This is a genomic window from Azospirillum brasilense, from assembly GCF_007827815.1.
Taxonomy (GTDB): domain Bacteria; phylum Pseudomonadota; class Alphaproteobacteria; order Azospirillales; family Azospirillaceae; genus Azospirillum; species Azospirillum brasilense_C.
In genome coordinates this window covers 127609-144751 of the sequence record NZ_VITH01000003.1, presented here as the reverse complement: position 1 = coordinate 144751, position 17143 = coordinate 127609, and the positions used below count along the sequence as shown (strand labels likewise).

General features: G+C 71.4%; 8 protein-coding genes. All 8 read right to left on the bottom strand.

The window, feature by feature from the left end; genetic code table 11:
- Window positions 1–84: 84 nt before the first annotated feature.
- The 8 genes from FBZ83_RS07455 to FBZ83_RS07420 all read right to left on the bottom strand — a co-directional run bounded on the left by FBZ83_RS07455 (window position 85) and on the right by FBZ83_RS07420 (window position 16987).
- The gene (locus tag FBZ83_RS07455; RefSeq protein WP_247888200.1) at window positions 85–1692 is read right to left on the bottom strand and encodes an alpha/beta hydrolase-fold protein; all 1608 of its coding nucleotides are present in this window, start codon (window positions 1690–1692) and stop codon (window positions 85–87) included.
- Window positions 1692–8867, bottom strand: a complete 7176-nt coding sequence (locus FBZ83_RS07450) for a non-ribosomal peptide synthetase (protein ID WP_145681857.1) — start codon at window positions 8865–8867, stop codon at window positions 1692–1694. Before FBZ83_RS07450 ends, FBZ83_RS07455 begins: the two co-directional genes overlap by 1 nt.
- A 32-nt stretch (window positions 8868–8899) precedes the next feature.
- The gene (locus FBZ83_RS07445) at window positions 8900–9106 is read right to left on the bottom strand and encodes an MbtH family protein (protein ID WP_145681856.1); all 207 of its coding nucleotides are present in this window, start codon (window positions 9104–9106) and stop codon (window positions 8900–8902) included.
- Between the two features lie 25 nt (window positions 9107–9131).
- A complete protein-coding gene (dhbA, locus tag FBZ83_RS07440) occupies window positions 9132–9887 on the bottom strand; it encodes a 2,3-dihydro-2,3-dihydroxybenzoate dehydrogenase (protein WP_145681855.1) in 756 nt (251 codons plus the stop codon).
- Entirely contained in the window at window positions 9884–10759 is an 876-nt protein-coding gene (locus FBZ83_RS07435; protein ID WP_145681854.1) for an isochorismatase family protein, read from the bottom strand. Before FBZ83_RS07435 ends, dhbA begins: the two co-directional genes overlap by 4 nt.
- Complete coding sequence (locus FBZ83_RS07430) at window positions 10756–12393, bottom strand: (2,3-dihydroxybenzoyl)adenylate synthase (RefSeq protein ID WP_145681853.1); 1638 nt, start codon at window positions 12391–12393, stop codon at window positions 10756–10758. The genes FBZ83_RS07435 and FBZ83_RS07430 overlap by 4 nt, the downstream gene beginning before the upstream one ends.
- Complete coding sequence (locus FBZ83_RS07425; RefSeq protein ID WP_145681852.1) at window positions 12390–13595, bottom strand: isochorismate synthase; 1206 nt, start codon at window positions 13593–13595, stop codon at window positions 12390–12392. The genes FBZ83_RS07430 and FBZ83_RS07425 overlap by 4 nt, the downstream gene beginning before the upstream one ends.
- 236 nt (window positions 13596–13831) lie before the next feature.
- Entirely contained in the window at window positions 13832–16987 is a 3156-nt protein-coding gene (locus FBZ83_RS07420) for an efflux RND transporter permease subunit (RefSeq protein ID WP_145681851.1), read from the bottom strand.
- Between the last annotated feature and the right edge of the window lie 156 nt (window positions 16988–17143).

Here is a 17143-nt window from a genome sequence, read left to right as displayed (position 1 = left end):
AGCGCTGGGCAAGGCGCCCGGTGCCAAGCCGGGGACCAGTTCACCTCGGTCGACGGCGTGGCGCACAGCGGCGGAGGTCTCGGATCAGTGCCCGAACAGCGCCATTAGCCCGTCGCCCAGCGCGCCGCGCCAAGCGAACCGGTCGTGCCCGGCGGCATAGTCGCGGTAGGTGACCTCGTAGCCCTTGGCCTCCAGAACGTCCCGCAGATGGCGGGAGCTTTCGAGGATGCCGATGTCACCGTCGCTCCCGCCCTCGAACAGGCCGGCGCTGAGGAAAAAGCGCACCGGACGCCGTTCGCGCGACGCCACGAGGCCGGCCATATGCTCCGGACGATCCGGCGGCGCGTCGGCCGGATGCCACCAGAAGGAGCCGGACAGGGAAAGCGCGTTTCCGAACCGGTCCGGGTGGGCCAGCGCCGCGGACACCGCGGCCAGCCCGCCATAGCTGGACCCGGCCAGAACGGTGCGGTCGGGCCGGAACCGGATGCCCATCCGCTCCCCCAACCAAGGAAGAAGCTCGTCGGCGAGCATCGCGGCGAAGGCGGGATTGGCCGGCAATTCGCGTTCCCGCGCCTCGGACGTTGGGTTGGCGATGAAGACGGCGACGGTCGGCGGCAGGCGGCCATCGCCGGTCAGCCGGTCGAGCATGGTCGGAACCGGCGCCTGCCGGTCGAGATAGTCCGGCCCGTCGAACAGCAGCAGCAGGACCGTGTCCTTCCCCTTCGGATCAACGCCGGGCGGCGTGTAGAGCGCGATATCACGCGTGTTGCCCAGGATGCGGCTGGCGAACCGCTCGCCGACCAGCCGTCCCGCCGGTTCGGCCCAGCCGCCTTCCAGGCCGGGCTGGGGTGGGGCGCCGGGCAACTCGACCAGGGAGACCTGGTTGTAGCGGTCGGGAGCGTCGACCGGCCAGGGCCGGTGGTTCAGCGGATCGGCCTGAAGCTGCGACAGGATCGCCATCCGGCATTCACGACAGGTGCCGGGAACGTCCGGCACGTCCGGCGCGATCTGGTAGGACAGCCGGGTAGCGGCGGGGACGACGTAGCTCTTGAACCAGACGTCGCTGCCGCCGAGGCGTTCAAGATTCTCATGGCGGGAGTTCGGGCCGCCGAGCAGGCGCACATTGCGGCGCGCCCCCCGTGCCAGAAAGGTCATCGTGACCCGCTCCGATTCCGCAGCGTCGGTCACCGGCTCGATCAACGGTGTGCCGCGCCGGGCCATGTCCTGCCAGAAGGCCTCGGTGCCGCCGCCGCGCGTCACCGTTTCCGCCAGGGCGGCGATGGTCGGGCTCAGATGCCCCGGGGGGACAGGGCGCTGGTCGGCCACGGCGATGCGCCGGGTCAGCGCCAGCCGATAGCCGCCGGCCCCGCGCAGCGTGACCCGCAGCGCCGCCATGCCGGGCCCGGCGACGAAACGGAAGACCTCCCGCCCCGCCGTGCCGTTCAGCAGCAATCGGATGGGGCGCCCCTCCGTGTCGATCAGCCGCAGATCCGCGGCGTCCGTTCCCGAATCAAGCGTGCCTTCCACATAGTCGCCGTCATCGAGAGCCAGCGAATGCACGGCGTCGCGCTCCGTCCCGGAGATGGGAACGTCCACGACGAGCGGGGAGCGGTCCGGCATCCCCGCGCAGCCGTTCGGAATCATCATGACCATCCCCAGCAGCATCAGGCGCTTCATGTGTTCCATGAGCATCAGGCGCTTCGCACGCCCACCGCAGCATGGACCGGTTCCGCATCGGCGGTGGTGGCCGCCGCAATCACCCGGTCGAGCAGAGGCCCGACGATCCGAAGCGAGGCCGGGGCGATGATGTCCTCGTGCGAGCAATGGGACAGGCGATGGACGGACAGGCGCCCGACGCGGCCCGCCCAGCTTCCCTCCGGGTCGATCTCCGGTGGGATGGATCTTTCCGCCACGAACAGCGTCAGTTCGCCGTCGTAGGTCGGGGTGACGGCCTTGGACAGGACCCGCACAGCGTCCTTGTAGTTGCCGAAGATGTGGCTGAACATTTCCACCTTTTCCCGCCGCAGAGCCTCGTCCATCACATCGGCCAGGGCGTCGCCGAGGAACTGTTCCTGTTCCCGTTCCGCCGCTTGGTCGGCGTCGGCGCGGCCAAGCCCGCTCCAGTCGTGGGCTTCCGCTGGGTAGGTGTCGAGCAGGCCGAGGAAGTCCACCCGCTCGCCCAGCCGTCGCAGACGCACCGCCAGCCCATAGGCAACCGTGCCGCCAAGCGAATAGCCCAGCAGATGGTAGGGGCCCTGCGGCTGGACCTCGCGCAGGATGGCGAGCTGGCGGTCGCACAACTCGTCGAGGTCGGCGCTGAGCGCCAGCGGGCCGTTGGGGCGGGGGGATTGCAGCCCGATGATGGGCCGGTCGCCGCCCAGATAGCGCGACAGCACGCTGTACTGCCAGGACAGGCCCGAGCCCGGATAGAGGCAGACCAGCGGCGGCCCCGACCCGTCGCGCAGGCGGATCACCGGCGCGAAACCGAGATTCTCCGGCTCGTCCCGCCCGCCCGCTTCGGACAACAGGGCGGCCAGCCGGGCGACGGTGGGTGCGACCATGATCTGGCTGACCGCCACCGGCTGGCCCAGGTCGCTGCGGATGCGCGCCGCCAGCCGCATCGCCAACAGCGAATGGCCGCCGATGGCGAAGAAATCGTCGTCCACGCCGATCCGCTCCAACTCCAGCAGTTCGGCGAAGATGGCGGCCAGACGGCTTTCCAGTCCTGGCGCCGGTGGACGGCCCGCGGCGGCGGCCTGGGCACCCACCGCGGGCAGGGGCAGCGCCTTGCGGTCAAGCTTGCCGTTCGGCGACAGGGGCAGGGCGGCCAGCGTCACGTAGGCGGCGGGCAGCATGTGCGAGGGCAGCGTGTCCCGCAGGGCGGCGCGGAGGGCCGCCTCGTCCAGCGCATGGTCCGCCGCCGGGACGAGATAGGCGACGAGCTGGCGCCGGTCCATGCCGGGGTCTGACGCGCCTCCGCCCAGCTCCGCGGCGGTCACCACCGCCTGGGCGACGCCGGGCAGGGCGCCCAGCGCGCTTTCGATCTCGCCCAGCTCGATGCGCTGGCCGCGGATCTTCACCTGATGGTCGGTGCGGCCCAGATACTCGACCGCGCCGTCCGGCAGCCAGCGGGCGAGGTCGCCCGTGCGGTACATGCGCCGCCCGTGATCGAAGGGATCGGCGACGAAGCGCGACGCGGTCAGGCCGGGCCGCCCCAGATAGCCGATGGCGAGTTGGTCGCCGCACAGATACAGCTCCCCCACCGCGCCCGGCGGCACCGGGCGCAGGGCGTGGTCGAGGATGCGGAGCTGCGTGTTCCACACCGGCCGGCCGATGGGGACGCCGCCGTCCCCCTCGATCCCGGCGCCGGAGGCTGGGCAATGGGTGACGTCCACCGCCGCCTCGGTCGGGCCGTAGAGGTTGTGCAATTCCGCGCTGAAGCGGCCGGTGAAGGCGCGCGACAGACCCCGCCCCAGCGCCTCCCCGCTGCAGAAGACGCGGGTCAGGCTGGTGCAGACGGGCGTTTCGGGGCCGTGGCTTTCGATCACGCTGGCGGTGAACAGGGCCAGCATCGACGGCACGAAATGGATCGTGGTGATGCGGTGATCCTCGATCAGCCGGACCAGCGCCGCCGGGTCGCGGTGGGCCTCGGGCGGCGCCATGACCAGCCTTGCCCCGACCAGGAAGGACCAGAAGAATTCCCACACCGACACGTCGAAGCCGCAGGGCGTCTTCTGCAGGATCGCGTCGTCCGGTCCCAGGGGATACTCGTTCTGCATCCACAGGATGCGGTTGACGATGGCGCCGTGCGACACCGCCACGCCCTTGGGTCGTCCGGTGGTGCCGCTGGTGTAGATGATGTAGGCCGGGTGCTCCGGCGTCAGCCCGTCCGCGGGAACAGGCGTCTCGTCCACCGCCCCGCCGTCCTCATCGACGGACAGCACCGGCACCGCGTCGCCGAACAGCGGGCGCGAGGCCGCGTCGGTCATCAGCACCCGCGGGCGGGCGTCGGACAGCATGAAGGCCAGCCGCTCCGCCGGATAGCCGAGGTCGAGCGGCAGATAGGCCGCTCCCGCCTCGATGGCCGCGAGGATCGACAGGCTGAGGGACGCGGAGCGCGGTACGCCCACCGCCACCACGTCGCCGGGACGCACCCCCAGGGCGCGCAGCCGTCCGGCCAGAGCGGTCACCCGCCGCCGAACGGCGCGGAAAGTCAGGCTCTCCCGTTCGTCGACCAGGGCGAGGGCGTCCGGCGTGCGCGCCGCCTGCGCAACGAGGAGGTCGCGCAGCGTGGTCCGGGGCACCGGCCGCGTGGTGGCGTTCACCGCGGCGAGGTGCCGCCGCTCCCCCTCCGTCAGGGTCGGCAAGGCGGCGACTGGCGTCTCGGAATGGCGGGCCAGCGTGGCCAGCAAGCCGCGGACCCGCTCCGCCAGCGCCCTCGCGTCGGGCACTGCGCTGCGGTTCTCCACCAGCAGGGTCAGTTCCCGGCCCGGCAGGACCAGCAGGGCGAGCGGGTAGTGGCTGTAACCGCGGTTGTGGACGGTGGAGACGCGGACGCCGCCGAGGTCGAGGGATTCGCATCCGCTGTCCGGGTAGTTCTCCACGACCAGCAGCGTGTCGAACAGCGCGGCGCCGCCCGCCATCGCCTGAAGCTCCGACAGGCCCAACCCGTCATGCTCCATCAGCGCGATGTGGCGCTCCTGGATGGCCGGAAGCTGTTCCCACAGCGGCCGCGCCGGGTCCAGCGCCACCCGCACCGGCACCGTGTTCAGGAACAGGCCGACCTGCTCCTCCAGGCCGGGAACGGCGGCGGAGCGTCCGGAGACCGGCGTGCCGAACAGCACGTCGTCGCGCCCCGCCAGATTGCCGAGAACCAATCCCCACACCGCTTGCATCAGCGCGTTCAGGGTCAGCCCCTCCGCCCGCAGCCGGGAGAGGAGGGCGTCGGTCAGCTCCGCCGGCAGGGCCAGTTCCGATTCCTCCATCGGCGCGTCGCCACCGGACCGGGCCGGGTCAAACAGGACGGTCGGGGTAGCCCCGGCCAGCGCCGCGCCCCAGGCGTCCCGGCTTGCGGACAGGTCACGGGCCAGCAGGCCGTGGACCACCGCCGGATAGCCGATGGCCAGGGGCGTCAGCGCGCCGGGACCCTGTCCATAGGCGGTCAGCAGGTCGCGCAGCAGCAACGGCGTCGACCAGCCGTCCACCACCAGATGATGCACGGCGATCAGCAGCCGATGACGGTCCGGCGTGGTGCGGATGAGGATGGCCTTCACCAGACCCAGGAAGCGGTCGGTCGGGTTGGCGCGCTCCGCCGCCGCGGCCTCGATGCGGGCCAACTCTGTGGCTCGGGCTTCCGGCGCTTCGTCCGACAGGTCGTGCTGCTCGAAGGGCCACAGCCCGGCACCGCCGTCCGGCAGGGCGGGGACGACCAGCAGCGGCTCGCCGTTGGCGTCATGGTCGAACAGCCCGGCAAGCTGTGGGTGACGGCGCAGCACCGCGTCGAAGGCCCGTTCCAGCCGCTCCGCGTCCAGCGGCCCGTCGAGGTTGAGCGCGGTGAAGGCGTTGTAGGCGCTGGCCTTTCCGCCAAGCTGGCTCTGGAACAGCATGCCCTTCTGCAGGGGCAGCAGCGGCACCGCCGCCGCGACCGGGCCGTTACGGGCCTCCAGCGCCGTCGGATCGACGGCGGGCGGCGCCGTGGCGGTCCGGCGTTCCGGAACCAGCGCCTTCAGAGCGAGCGCCATGCGCCGCGGGTCGCGCCCGGCGAAGACGTCGCGGGGACGCAGCTCGAACCCATGGGCGCGCAGCGCGCTGCCCAGCGCGATGGCGCTGATGCTGTCGCCGCCCAGCGCGAAGAAATCGGCATCCGCGCCCACCGACGGTAACTGCAGAACCGTCGCCATGGCGCGGCAGAGCAGCGCCTCGGCCGGGGTGGCGGGAACCGCGCCACCGGTCTCCGCCGCCGGGGCTGGCAGACGGGCGCGGTCCACCTTGCCGTTGACGGTCAGCGGGAAGGCGTCCAGCACCACCAGCGCCGAGGGCACCATGTAGTCGGGCAGCCGCTCGCGCAATCCATGCAGCAGGTCACGGGACGTCCGATCCGCCCCTTCGGCGAGGGTGCAGTAGGCGATCAGCCGGTGGCTGCCGTTCACCGCCTCCGCCACCACCAGCGCGCCGGACACGCCGGGCAGGCGGTGCAGGGCAGCCTCCACCTCCGGGATCTCGATGCGGTAGCCGCGGACCTTGATCTGGTGGTCGGCGCGCCCGATGAAGTCGATCTGCCCGTCGTCGGTCCAGCGCACCAGATCGCCGGTCCGGTAAAGACGTCCGCCCGATCCGAAGGGATCGGCGACGAAGCGCTGGGCGGTCAGCCCCGGACGGCCCACATAGCCCGCGGCCAGACCGGCGCCGCCGATGTAGAGCTCCCCCACCGTGCCCACCGGCACCGGGCGCAGCCGGGTGTCCAGCACATGGACCCGCGCATTGCCGACCGGGCGCCCGACCACCGGTCGCTCCGCCACCGTGACGGACGCGCGCAGCGTGTCCACCGTGTTCTCGGTCGGGCCGTAGAGGTTGACCGCCATCAGGCCGGCATGGCCGCGGAGGTCCGTCCACAGGGCGGGGGAGGCCGCCTCGCCGCCGATCAGGATCAGCGTCGGCTGGTGGTGCCCCGGCTCCATCAGGCCGCAGGCGAGCATCTGCGCGCAGAACGAGGGCGGCAGGTCCATGGCGTCGATGCGCCGGCCCCGCACCTCCTGCACCAACGCGTGGGCGTCGCGCCGCATCTCCTCGTCGAAGACGTGAAGCTCCTGCCCCAGCAGCATCCAGAAGATTTGCAGCCAGGAGGAATCGAAGGCGAAGGAGTGGGTGTGCGCGGCCCTCAAGGCACGCGCGCCGTGGCGGCGCCGGACGGCCTCCAGCGCCGGCCCGTAGACTGTTGCCGTGTGGGACAGCAGCAGGTTCAGCAGCGCGCCGTGGGTGTTCATCACCCCTTTCGGGCGCCCGGTGGAGCCGGAAGTGAAGATGATGGTGGCGACGTGGGCCGGCGTCAGGTGCGCCTTGCGTTCCGCCGCCGCGACGGGTCCACCGGGCAGGGCGGCGCAGACGGCCGGCAGGTCGGCGTCGTCCAGGCACAGCGCCTCCAGCCCGGCGGGCAGCCGCCCGGCCACCGTGGTCCAGGTCAGCGCGCAGCGCGGACCGGCGTCCTCGCACATCATCGCCAGCCGTTCGCTGGGATAGTCGAGGTCCAGCGGCAGATGGGTGGCGCCGCTCGCCAGAACCGCCAGCATGGCAACCACCGCGTCGGCGGAGCGCGGCACCGCCACCGCCACCACGTCGCCGGGGCCGACGCCGCGCGCGATCAGCAACCGGGCCAGCCGCGACACCGCCCCCGACAGCTCCGCGAAGGTGATGCGGGTGTCGCCGAACACCAGCGCCGTGGCCTCCGGCGTCTCGGCGGACTGGCGGTCCAGGACCTCCACCAGGGTCGCCGGGCGCTCCGGCGCGGCGAAGACGGGACCACTGGACCAAGCGGCGATGGCCGCTTCCTCGTCGGCGTCCATCACCGACAGGCCGTCCAGCGGAGCGCCGGCCGCCGCGGCATCGAGCAGCCGGGCCAAGCGCCGGGCGTGGCGGGCCAGTTCGGCGGCGTCGTAGCGCGTGCGGTCGGCGCGCAGCTCCAGCGCGATGCCACCGCCGCGGGTCATCAGGCCGAACTCGAAGTCGTCCACCGGACCCGTCGCCAGATGGTGGGTGATCGCCTCCACACCCGCGAAGTCGAGGTCGTAATCGAACAGGCGGTAATTGACCACCGGGCCGTAGAGCGCCTTTCCCGACCCGACCTGACCCAGATCGCGGGGGATGCGCTCCGCGTCGTAGCGCTGGTGCCGGCGCGCCTCCCGCAGCGCGGCCCGCACCCGTCCGGCGGCCTCGGCCAGCGTGCCGGCCCCGGTCAGGTCGATGCGCACCGGCAGCACGTTGACCACCGGAGCCACGGAATGGACGGCGGCGGAGCCCATGCGCCGCATGAAGGGCACGCCCACCACCGGGCGGGGATCGCCGGACAGCCGGTACAGATAGATGGCGATGCCGGCCATCGCCAGATCGGCGACCGACACGCCGCACGTCTCCGCCAGCGTGCCAAGCGCGCGGGCCAGCGGGTCGGGCAGGGCGGCGGTGTGGGCCACCACCTCCGACGTGGCCTGCTGTTCGGCCGGCTTGGTGCCCCGGACCGAGAGGGTCAGCGGCGCCGGAAAATCCTGGCACAGCCCGCTCCAATAGGCGCGGTCGCGAGGCAGCGCGTCGGATTCGAGATACGCCGCTTCCTCCTCCGCCACCGCGGCGACGGAGACGAAGGGGCAAGGGGCCGGCGCCCGCCCCTGCCTGGATGCGCCGTACAAATCCGCGATGCGGCGAGTCAGCGCGTTGAAGCTGTAACCGTCCAGCATGATGTGGTGATAGCGCTGGTACCAGATCCAGCGGGGCGCCCCGTCCGCCCCGGTGACGTCGAACAGGATCTGGCGGCACAGCGGGCGCTCGCCGTCGGCGGGCAGGTCGCCGGCCAGATCGTCGGCCATGACGGCGCGCGCCGCAGCCTCTGGGTCGGCTGCGGTGGTCAGGTCCAGACGCTCCGGCTCGGCCACCGCATCGCCGCCCAGAATCTGGACGACGCGGCCGTCCCGCTCGGCGAAGCGCGCGGTCACCGTGTCGGCCTCTGCCAGCCCGTCTTGGATGGCCTGGGACAGGCGCGCGGCGTCGATGGCGCCGTTCAGCTCGATGGCATGGGCGATGACATAGGCGTTCTTCCGGGCCGCGACCTGATCCGCCAGCCAGATGCCCAGTTGCGTGCCCAGCAGGGGGATGATGCGCATGGCCCTGTCCTCATAAGTGCTTTGAAAAGCCGTCAGGCGGCGGCGGGGGTGAGGTCGGTCCAGGCGGCCTCGATATGGTCGAGGCAGGCGGCGCGCCCGGCGGGGCCGAAGACGGCGGTCCAGCCCTCCGGCACCGCGGCGAAGCACGGCCACAGGCTGAACTGGCCGGCGTCGTTCGCCAGCGCCAGGAAGTCGTGACTCTCGTCGTCGAAGGGGTTCACATACTGGTCGTTGGTCATCGGGTACGTCCCTGAAATGAAAAGGCTAGCGCCCCAGCGTCGCCCCGCCGTCCACCAGCAGATCGGCCAGCGTGATGTGGCCGGCGGCGGGCGAGGCGAGGAAGACCACCGTCTCCGCCACGTCGCGCGGCGTGGCGAGCTTGCCGAGCGGGATGCCAAGCTTGTGCTGGCCGGGATTGCCCTGGATGGTCTGCGCCGCGCCGTCCGGCCCGCTCCACAGCGCGCGCTGCATGGGCGTGTCGGTGGAACCGGGGGAGACGACGTTGCAGCGCACGCCGTAGGGCGCCAGTTCCAGCCCCACCGTCATGGTCAGGCTGGTCAGCGCGGCCTTCGACGCGCCGTAGGCGGCCATGCCGATCCGCGGCACATGGGCGGCGTTGGACGACACGCTGACGATGGCGCCGCCGTTCCCGCCGCTTTTGAAGGCCGGGATCACCGCCCGCATCATGTGGAAGGGACCGGCCACGTTGACGGCGAAGCTGTCGCGCCAATCGGCGTCGGTCGTCGCCTCCACCGGTCCCATGCGCAGAATGCCGGCGACGTTGGCCAGGACGTCGATCCGCGTGCCCTCGGCGAACAAGGCCTCGCAGGCTCCGGCCACCGCGTCGGCGTCGGCGATGTCCAGCGTCACGGCGCGGTAGGGCCGCTCGCCGCTGTCGTGCCAATGGCGGTCGAAGGCGACGACGGTGGCGCCGCGGGCGTGGAACAGGTCGGCCACGGCCCGCCCGATGCCTTGCCCGGCGCCGGTCACCCAGGCGGTCCGGCCCGCGAAGTCCGTCATGCCGCCACGCGCCCGGACGCGGCCAGCCGGGGCTCGATCAGCGCCCACCAGCCGTTGATGCTCGGCTGCGCGGCCAGTTCGGCGAAGCCGATCTCGACGCCCGCTGCCTTCCAGCGGTCCACCACCTGCATCACCGCGATGGAGTCGAGGCCGAAATCCATCAGGTTGTCGTCGTCCCCCGGCACCTCGTCGAGCGAGGCGAGCAGAATGCGCCGCAGCCCGTCCTTGCTCAGCACCGCCGCGGGGGCGGCCAGCAGGCTGTCGGAATGGATCGTCCGCCCGGCGTTGCGCGCGACGTAGCGCAGCGCCATCATGTGATCCTCGCGCGAAAAGTCGGCGATGGCGTCGGCGACCAGGAAGGGCTTGATGCCGCGCATGAAGGCGTCCAGCGCCGTCTGCATCACGCCGATGTGCGCGTAGATCCCGCCGATCAGGAGCTGGTCGCGCCCGGCCTCCGCCATCATCTCGGCCAGCGGGGCGCGGAAGAAGGCGCTGTAGCGCCATTTGGTCAGCACCCGGTCGTCGGCGTCCGGAGCCAGCGGGGCGACGATGCCGGCGAGGTCCGGCTTGGCCGTCAGGCCCGGCCCCCACAGGTCGTTCAGCAGGCCGCGGTCGGCGTCGGTCTGCACCGGCGGCTGGGCCGTGTAGACGACCGGCACGCCCAGCGCCTTCAGATGGCGCTTCAGCCGGACGATCCGGTCGATGCAACCGACGATGGCCGGGTTTGCCGCACCGTAGAAGCCGACGAAATAGTCCTGCATGTCGTGGATCAGCAGGACCGCGCGGGCGGGGTCGACGCTCCAGGACAGCTTGTCCTGCGGCAGCTCCGCCGCGGTGGGCAGGGCGTAGGGAGCGATGGATCGGATGGTCATGATGCGGTCGTTTCCATGAGAGCGTTGTCTTGGCGCGCCCGCTCGCGCAGGGTCTGCTTGTCGACCTTGCCGACGGCGGTCTTGGGCAGGTCCGGGACGAAGACGAAGCGGTCGGGCAGCTTGAAGTCGGCCAGCCCCTGGCCGCGCAGGAAGCGGCGCAGCTCCGACGGTTTGGTGCCGGGCGGGGCGATCACGAAGGCGCAGGACCGCTCGCCCATCAGCGCGTCGGGCATGGCGACGACGGCGGCATGGCCCACCGCGGGGTGGGCGGCCAGCAGGTCCTCGACCTCCTGCGCGTCGATCTTCTCGCCGCCGCGGTTGATCTGGTCCTTGTTGCGCCCGCAGACGACGAGGTTGCCGCCCGGCGCCAGGCTGACCAGATCGCCGCTGCAATAGAAGCCCTCGGCGTCGAAGACGCGGGCGTTGTGCGCGTCGGCCTTGTAGTAACCGCGAAAGGTGTAGGGGCCGCGGGTCCACAGCTCCCCCACCGCGCCGGGTGGGACCGGGTGGCCGGCGGCGTCGAGGATGCGGATCTCGTCGTCGGGGCTCATCGGCCGGCCTTGGGTGTTGACCACCGTCCAGGGATCGTCGTCGAGCCGCGTGTAGTTCACCAGCCCCTCCGCCATCCCGAAGACCTGCTGGAGGCGGCAGCCCAGCCCCTCCGGCACCCGCTCGGCGACGGCCGGGCTGAGCTTGGCGCCGCCCACCTGGACGACCTCCAGGCTGGACAGGTCCTCGCCGCCGCCGGCGGCCTCCAGCCAGACCGACAGCATCGGCGGGACCAGCGCCGCCCAGGTGACGCGGTGACGCGCGATCAGCGGGAAGCAGGTCGCCGGGCTGGGATCGCCGGCCATCACCACCGTGCCGCCGGCGTGGAACACGCCGAGCGCGCCGGGCGAGCTGAGCGTGAAGTTGTGCGGCACCGGCAGGGCGCAGAGGAAGCGGCAGGATCCGTCCAGCCCGCAGATCGCGACGCTGCGGCGGACGCTGTAGAGATAGTCGTCGTGGGTGCGCGGGATCAGCTTCGGCGTGCCGGTGCTTCCGCCGGACAGCTGGAAGAAGGCCACGCCGGACGGGTCGGCGGCCAAGTCGGCGGACGGGTCCGGCCCGGCCTCCTCCTCCGCCAGCGCATCGCCGTCGGCCCAGGCGAAGCCGCCGATCCCGTCGTCCGCCGGAGCGCCGAGCAGGAGCAGCCGCTCCGCCCCGACGGTCTGCGTCATCAGGGTGACCAAAGCCTGGTCCGCCGCTGGCAGGACGGCCAGCGCCGGTTCGATCTGGCGCGCGTAGGCGGTCAGCTCATAGACGCCGTGGCTGTTCAGCGCATTGACCGGGACCACCCCGCAGCGCAGCAGGGCGAAGAAGACCAGATAGAACTCCGCGCGGTTGGGCAAGCGGACCAGCGCCGTGTCGCCGGGACGCAGGCCGCGGGCGCGGAAGGCCGCCGCCAGACGGAACGACTGGCTCTGCAGGTCGGCGTAGCGGAACCGGCGCTCCCCGCAGAGAATCGCGGTGCCCTCCGCCGCCGCACCCCGGTGACGGTCGATCACGTCGGTCAGCGGGTCGCCGGTCCAGTAGCCCTTGGCGCGGAAACGTTCCGCGAACGCGGCGGGCCAGGGCGTGAAGGGAATGGTCACGACGCCAGCTCCACCGGAAGGTCGGTGTTGGAGGGCCGGGCGGACGCGACGCCGAACAAGTTCAGCATGGTGGTCAGTTTGGCCGCCGTCTCCTCCCACTCCGCCGCCGGGTCGGACTCCGCGACGACGCCGGCCCCGGCGTAGAGCCGCAGGTGCCGGCCCCGGACCAGCCCGCAGCGGATGGACAGCGCCCATTCGCCGTTGCCCCGGCTGTCCATCCAGCCGACCATGCCGCCGTACCAGTTGCGGGCGTAGCCCTCCAGCCGGTCGATGGCGTCGCGGGCGAGGCCGGTCGGCGTGCCGCAGATCGCCGGCGTGGGGTGCAGCGCGTGGGCGAGCCGCAATGACGACACCGCGGGATCGACCAGTTCACCGGTCAGTTCGGTGGACAGATGCAGCATGGTTGGGGTGCGGATCACGCTGGGCGCGTCCGGCACGGACAAGAGGCTGCAATGGCCGGCGAGCGCCGCGCGCACCGCCTCGACGACGTAGCGGTGTTCCGTCCGGTCCTTCGTGGACGCGAGCAGGGCGGCGGTGCGCTGGCGCTCCACCGCGGCGGACGGGCTGCGCGGGGCGGACCCGGCCAGGGGATTGCTGACCACGGTCCGTCCGGTCTTGCGGATCAGCAGTTCCGGGCTCGCTCCCACCAGGGTCTGTCCGTAGGCGACCGGGGCCGCGAAGACGTAGGCTCCGGGATTCTGCCGCAGCAGGGCGCGCAGCAGGCGGCCCGGCGCGAAGGACTCGCGCGCCTCCACGTCGAGCGGGCGCGACAGAACGACCTTCTTCAACGCGGTGTCGCGGAACAGGTCGATGGCCTGGGCCACCGCCGCCTCGAAGGCGTTGCGCCCCACCGTCTCCTCGATGGCGTTCAGCGCGACGGGGTCGGGGTCGGCGGCCATGCGGCCGGCGTCCTCGTAATCGCAATATTCGGGGATGAACAGGCGGGCGTGCTGGCGTCCGTCGAAGGGGACGGCGCCGACCAGGATGGGATTCTCGACACCCTGGGCCTTGCGGCGGCGGAAGGCGCGGTCCAGCGCCTCCTCCCACCGGCCATCGGCGAAGCTACGGTCGTCGAGGGCCACGTCCAGCCGCTCATCCACGCCGTAGGCTTTCAGGACGCGGCCGCGCGAGGCGAAGGCGAAATCCGGGTCGGAACGGCCGCCGAGCGGCCGCTCCCCGGCGGGCAGGGGTAGAACGTCCATGGAAACACGAGCCTCCACTGTCCATCCGCCAGGGCGGACGACGTTGACATGTTCGGAAAAAGGGCGCGCCGCCATCGGTCCGTGTGGGCGCGGGAATCACCACCGGCGTTCTGCCGGGGCCGTGAGCGGCGTCCGCATACAAAGAAATGCGAATAATTCTCATTCGCAATATAGGGGTATGTCCGATCCCACGCAAGCGCTTTCTGCAACCGACGCGGGATTTTTCGCTCTCGGAATTAATCGCCCGCTTCCGCCACCCTCCGGTCGTGCGTTCTGGCGCCCAAGCGGTCGGACAGGCGGAAGACCAGGGACAGCACGACGGGCAGGACCGTCACCGTCACCAGACTGGAGATCAGCAGGCCGCACAGCACGACCAGCCCCAGCCCGCGGTACAGCTCCGTCCCGGCGCTGGACACCGCCACCATCGGGATCAGGCCGGCGATGGTCGTCACCGTGGTGATCAGGATGGGGCGCAACCGGCTCTGCAAGGCGTCGGCGATGGCCTCCGCCCCGGACATGCCGTGCGTCCGTCGGTTCACGGCGGCCTGTTCGACGATCAGGATGGGGTTGTTCACCACCGTCCCGACCAGCACCAGGAAGCCCATCATGGTCAGAACGTCGAAGGGCTGCGGCGGGCCGAAGCCTCCGGGCAGGCCGGCGACGAGGTTGTAGAGCCACAACCCGACCAGCCCGCCGCCGATCCCCGTGGGCACCACCGCCATGATGATCAGCGGATAGCCCCAGTGCGAGAAGACGGCGACCAGAACCAGATAGGTGATGGCGAGCGCCAGCAGGAACCCGCCGGTCAGGGCGGAGCGCAGCTCGTCCAGCGATCCGCCGGCCCCGGTGATGCGGGTGCTCATCCCGTCGGGAATCACGCCCTCGGCGCGCAGCCGGTCCACCAGATCGGTCCGCACCGCGGCGATGCCGGATTCCAGCGCCACCGACCGCGGCGGGATGATGGTCAGGGTGACCGTCCGGAACCCGTCGATCCGCGCGATGCTGGAGGAGCCCACGGTTTCCCTAAGCTCGGCGAGGCTGGACAACGGCACCGGGGCGCCGCGGCCGGTGTGGAGCACCAGATCGGCGAAGCTCTGGCGGTCGCGGCCCAGGCCCCCGGCCACCCGCAGCTGGATGTCCAGCGTCTCGTCGTTCAGCAGATACTCGTCGGCGAAGGCGCCGTCCGAATAGGCGCGCAGCGTGTAGCCAAGCTCGGCCAGCCCGATGCCCATCTCGCCCGCGCGCTCCCAGTTCGGATGCAGTTCCAGGAAGGGCTGCGACATGGCCAGCGTGGGCGGGGAGGGATCGCTGTTGACCTGCCCGTCGGGGAAAAGATCGCCTGCGCGGTCGAGCACCGTCAGCGCCGTGGCGTAGAGCGTGGTCAGGTCGCCGCCGCTCAGCTCCAGCCGGATGGCGCGGGCGCCGCCGCTGTTGCCGGAGAAGATCGACCCGCGCGCGGCGAAGCCGCGCATGCCGGGAATCGCCCGCATCCGCTTGGTGACGTTGGCGATCAGCGCGTCGGTGTCGGCGGGGTCCAGCGGCTCCGTCACGAAGCGGATGAAGCCGGGCCGGATGAAGCTCAGATTGACGCGCAGCGGCGGGATGCCGGTCTCGGCGTCGGTGTCCGAAGCGCCCACCTGACGGCTCAGCAGCGGGTCGATCTGCCGCCAGACCTCCTGCATCGAGTCCATGCTGTAGCCGGGCGGGGCGGACATGAAGCTGAAGACGGTGGCCTCCTCGCCCTCCGGCAGATATTCGGCGGGCGGCACCATGGTGAGCATGACGGCGATCATGGCCGCGGCGGAGGCGGCGAGGATCGCCAGCTCCCGCCGGGCGCTGCGCAGCATCCAGCGCACCGCGACGCCCAGAGCGCCCTCCCTGGCCGGCCCGTGCGAGGGGGCGGCGGACGCCACCGACCAGCGCCCGGCGACGACGGGGACCAGGACCAGGGCGGCGAACATCGACATGACGACGGCGCCGGTGATGGCGATGGCGATGTCGGAATAGAGCTGCCCGGCCTCCGCCGTGATGAACAGCACCGGCAGGAAGACCAGGACGGTGGTCAGGGTGGAGGACAGGATCGCCGGCCACACCTCGGCGATGCCGTCCTCGGTCGCGGCGGCCTTCGACTTGCCCATGCGCAGATGGCGGGCGATGGCGTCCAGCGCGACCACGCTGTTGTCCAGCGTCATGCCGATGGCGAAGGCGACGCCGGACAGCGAGATCACGTTGATGCTGCGCCCGGCGGCGGCCAGGACCAGCAGGGTCGCCAGCGTGCAGACCGGCATGCTCGCCGCCGCCGCCGCGGTTGCCGGGATGGAGCGCAGGAACAGCAGGAGCACCACCGCGGCCAGGACGCTGCCGGCGATCAGGTTGCTCAGCACATTGTCGATGGACCGCTCCATGTAGCGCACGTCCTCCGACAGCAGCCGCATGGACAGACCGCGCTCCTTCAGGGCGTGGCGATTCAACTCCTCCACCGCTTCGGTCACCGCTTCCTTGACGGCGATGACGTTGGCGCCGGCCCGCTTGCCGATGGTGACGAGCAGGGTGGGGCGCCCGTCGGCGAAGGCGACGCTGCGCGCCTCCTGGGTCGCCATGGTCACCGAGCCGACGTCGCGCAGGCGGATGGCCGTGCCGTTCTCGCGCGCGACGATCAGGTCGGCCAGATCCTCCAGGTCGGCGAAGCGCCCGATGGTGCGCAGGAAATAGCGGCGCTTGCCGAAGTCGCGGTCGCCGCCGGAGACGTCGCGGTTGCGCGCCCGCACGGCGTCGCGCACTGTCCCCACATTCAGGTTGCGGGCGGAGAGTTTCAGCGGGTCGAGCAGGATGTGGATTTCCTGCGCCGCTCCGCCGATCACCTCGGCCTTCGCCACGCCGGCCACACGCTCCAGCCGCGGGCGCAGGACGTTCTCGATCCAGTTGGTCTCGCGCTGGATGGATTCTGCCTCGGTGGAGCCGTCCAGCCGCTCGACGCCGAAGAACAGGAAGGGCTCGGCCGTCGCGGATTCGGCGACGATGCGCGGGCGGTCCACCGTTTCCGGATAGTCGGTGACCTGGGACAGCGCGTTGTCGATGTGGATCAGCGCCTCGTCGACGGAGGTGCCGGAGGGGAACTCCAACTCCACCTGACCGCCGCCGAACTCGGCGCTGGAGGACAGGCGGACGAGGCCGGGGATGGCGCGCAGGTATTTCTCCTGCTCGATCAGGATTTCCTGTTCGACGTCCTGCGGGGTGGCGCCGGGCCAGTTGGTTTCCACCATGATCCGGCGCGGGCTGATGTCGGGGATCATCTGCACCGGAATGCGGAAGACCGACACCGCGCCCAGCAGGCACAGGATCAGGACCGACACCAAGGCGGCCAGCGGGTTGCGCAGGATCAGGCGGGTCATCGCGACTCCGGGTAGGATACTTGCGTTTTTTTCCCTCTCCCCTCTGGGGAGAGGGTTAGGGTGAGGGGGATGCGCTTGTGCCGGACGTTCCGCCGAGCGCAACCCCCTCACCGCCCGCTTCGCGGGCACCCTCTCCCCGGAGGGGAGAGGGCTGAA

Coding starts and splice junctions, on each gene's coding strand:
- FBZ83_RS07450 (WP_145681857.1), bottom strand. CDS start 8,867: ATGCGCATCATCCCCCTGCTGGGCACGCAACTGGGCATCTGGCTGGCG.
- FBZ83_RS07445 (WP_145681856.1), bottom strand. CDS start 9,106: ATGACCAACGACCAGTATGTGAACCCCTTCGACGACGAGAGTCACGAC.
- dhbA (WP_145681855.1), bottom strand. CDS start 9,887: ATGACGGACTTCGCGGGCCGGACCGCCTGGGTGACCGGCGCCGGGCAA.
- FBZ83_RS07435 (WP_145681854.1), bottom strand. CDS start 10,759: ATGACCATCCGATCCATCGCTCCCTACGCCCTGCCCACCGCGGCGGAG.
- FBZ83_RS07420 (WP_145681851.1), bottom strand. CDS start 16,987: ATGACCCGCCTGATCCTGCGCAACCCGCTGGCCGCCTTGGTGTCGGTC.
- FBZ83_RS07425 (WP_145681852.1), bottom strand. CDS start 13,595: ATGGACGTTCTACCCCTGCCCGCCGGGGAGCGGCCGCTCGGCGGCCGT.
- FBZ83_RS07455 (WP_247888200.1), bottom strand. CDS start 1,692: ATGCTCATGGAACACATGAAGCGCCTGATGCTGCTGGGGATGGTCATG.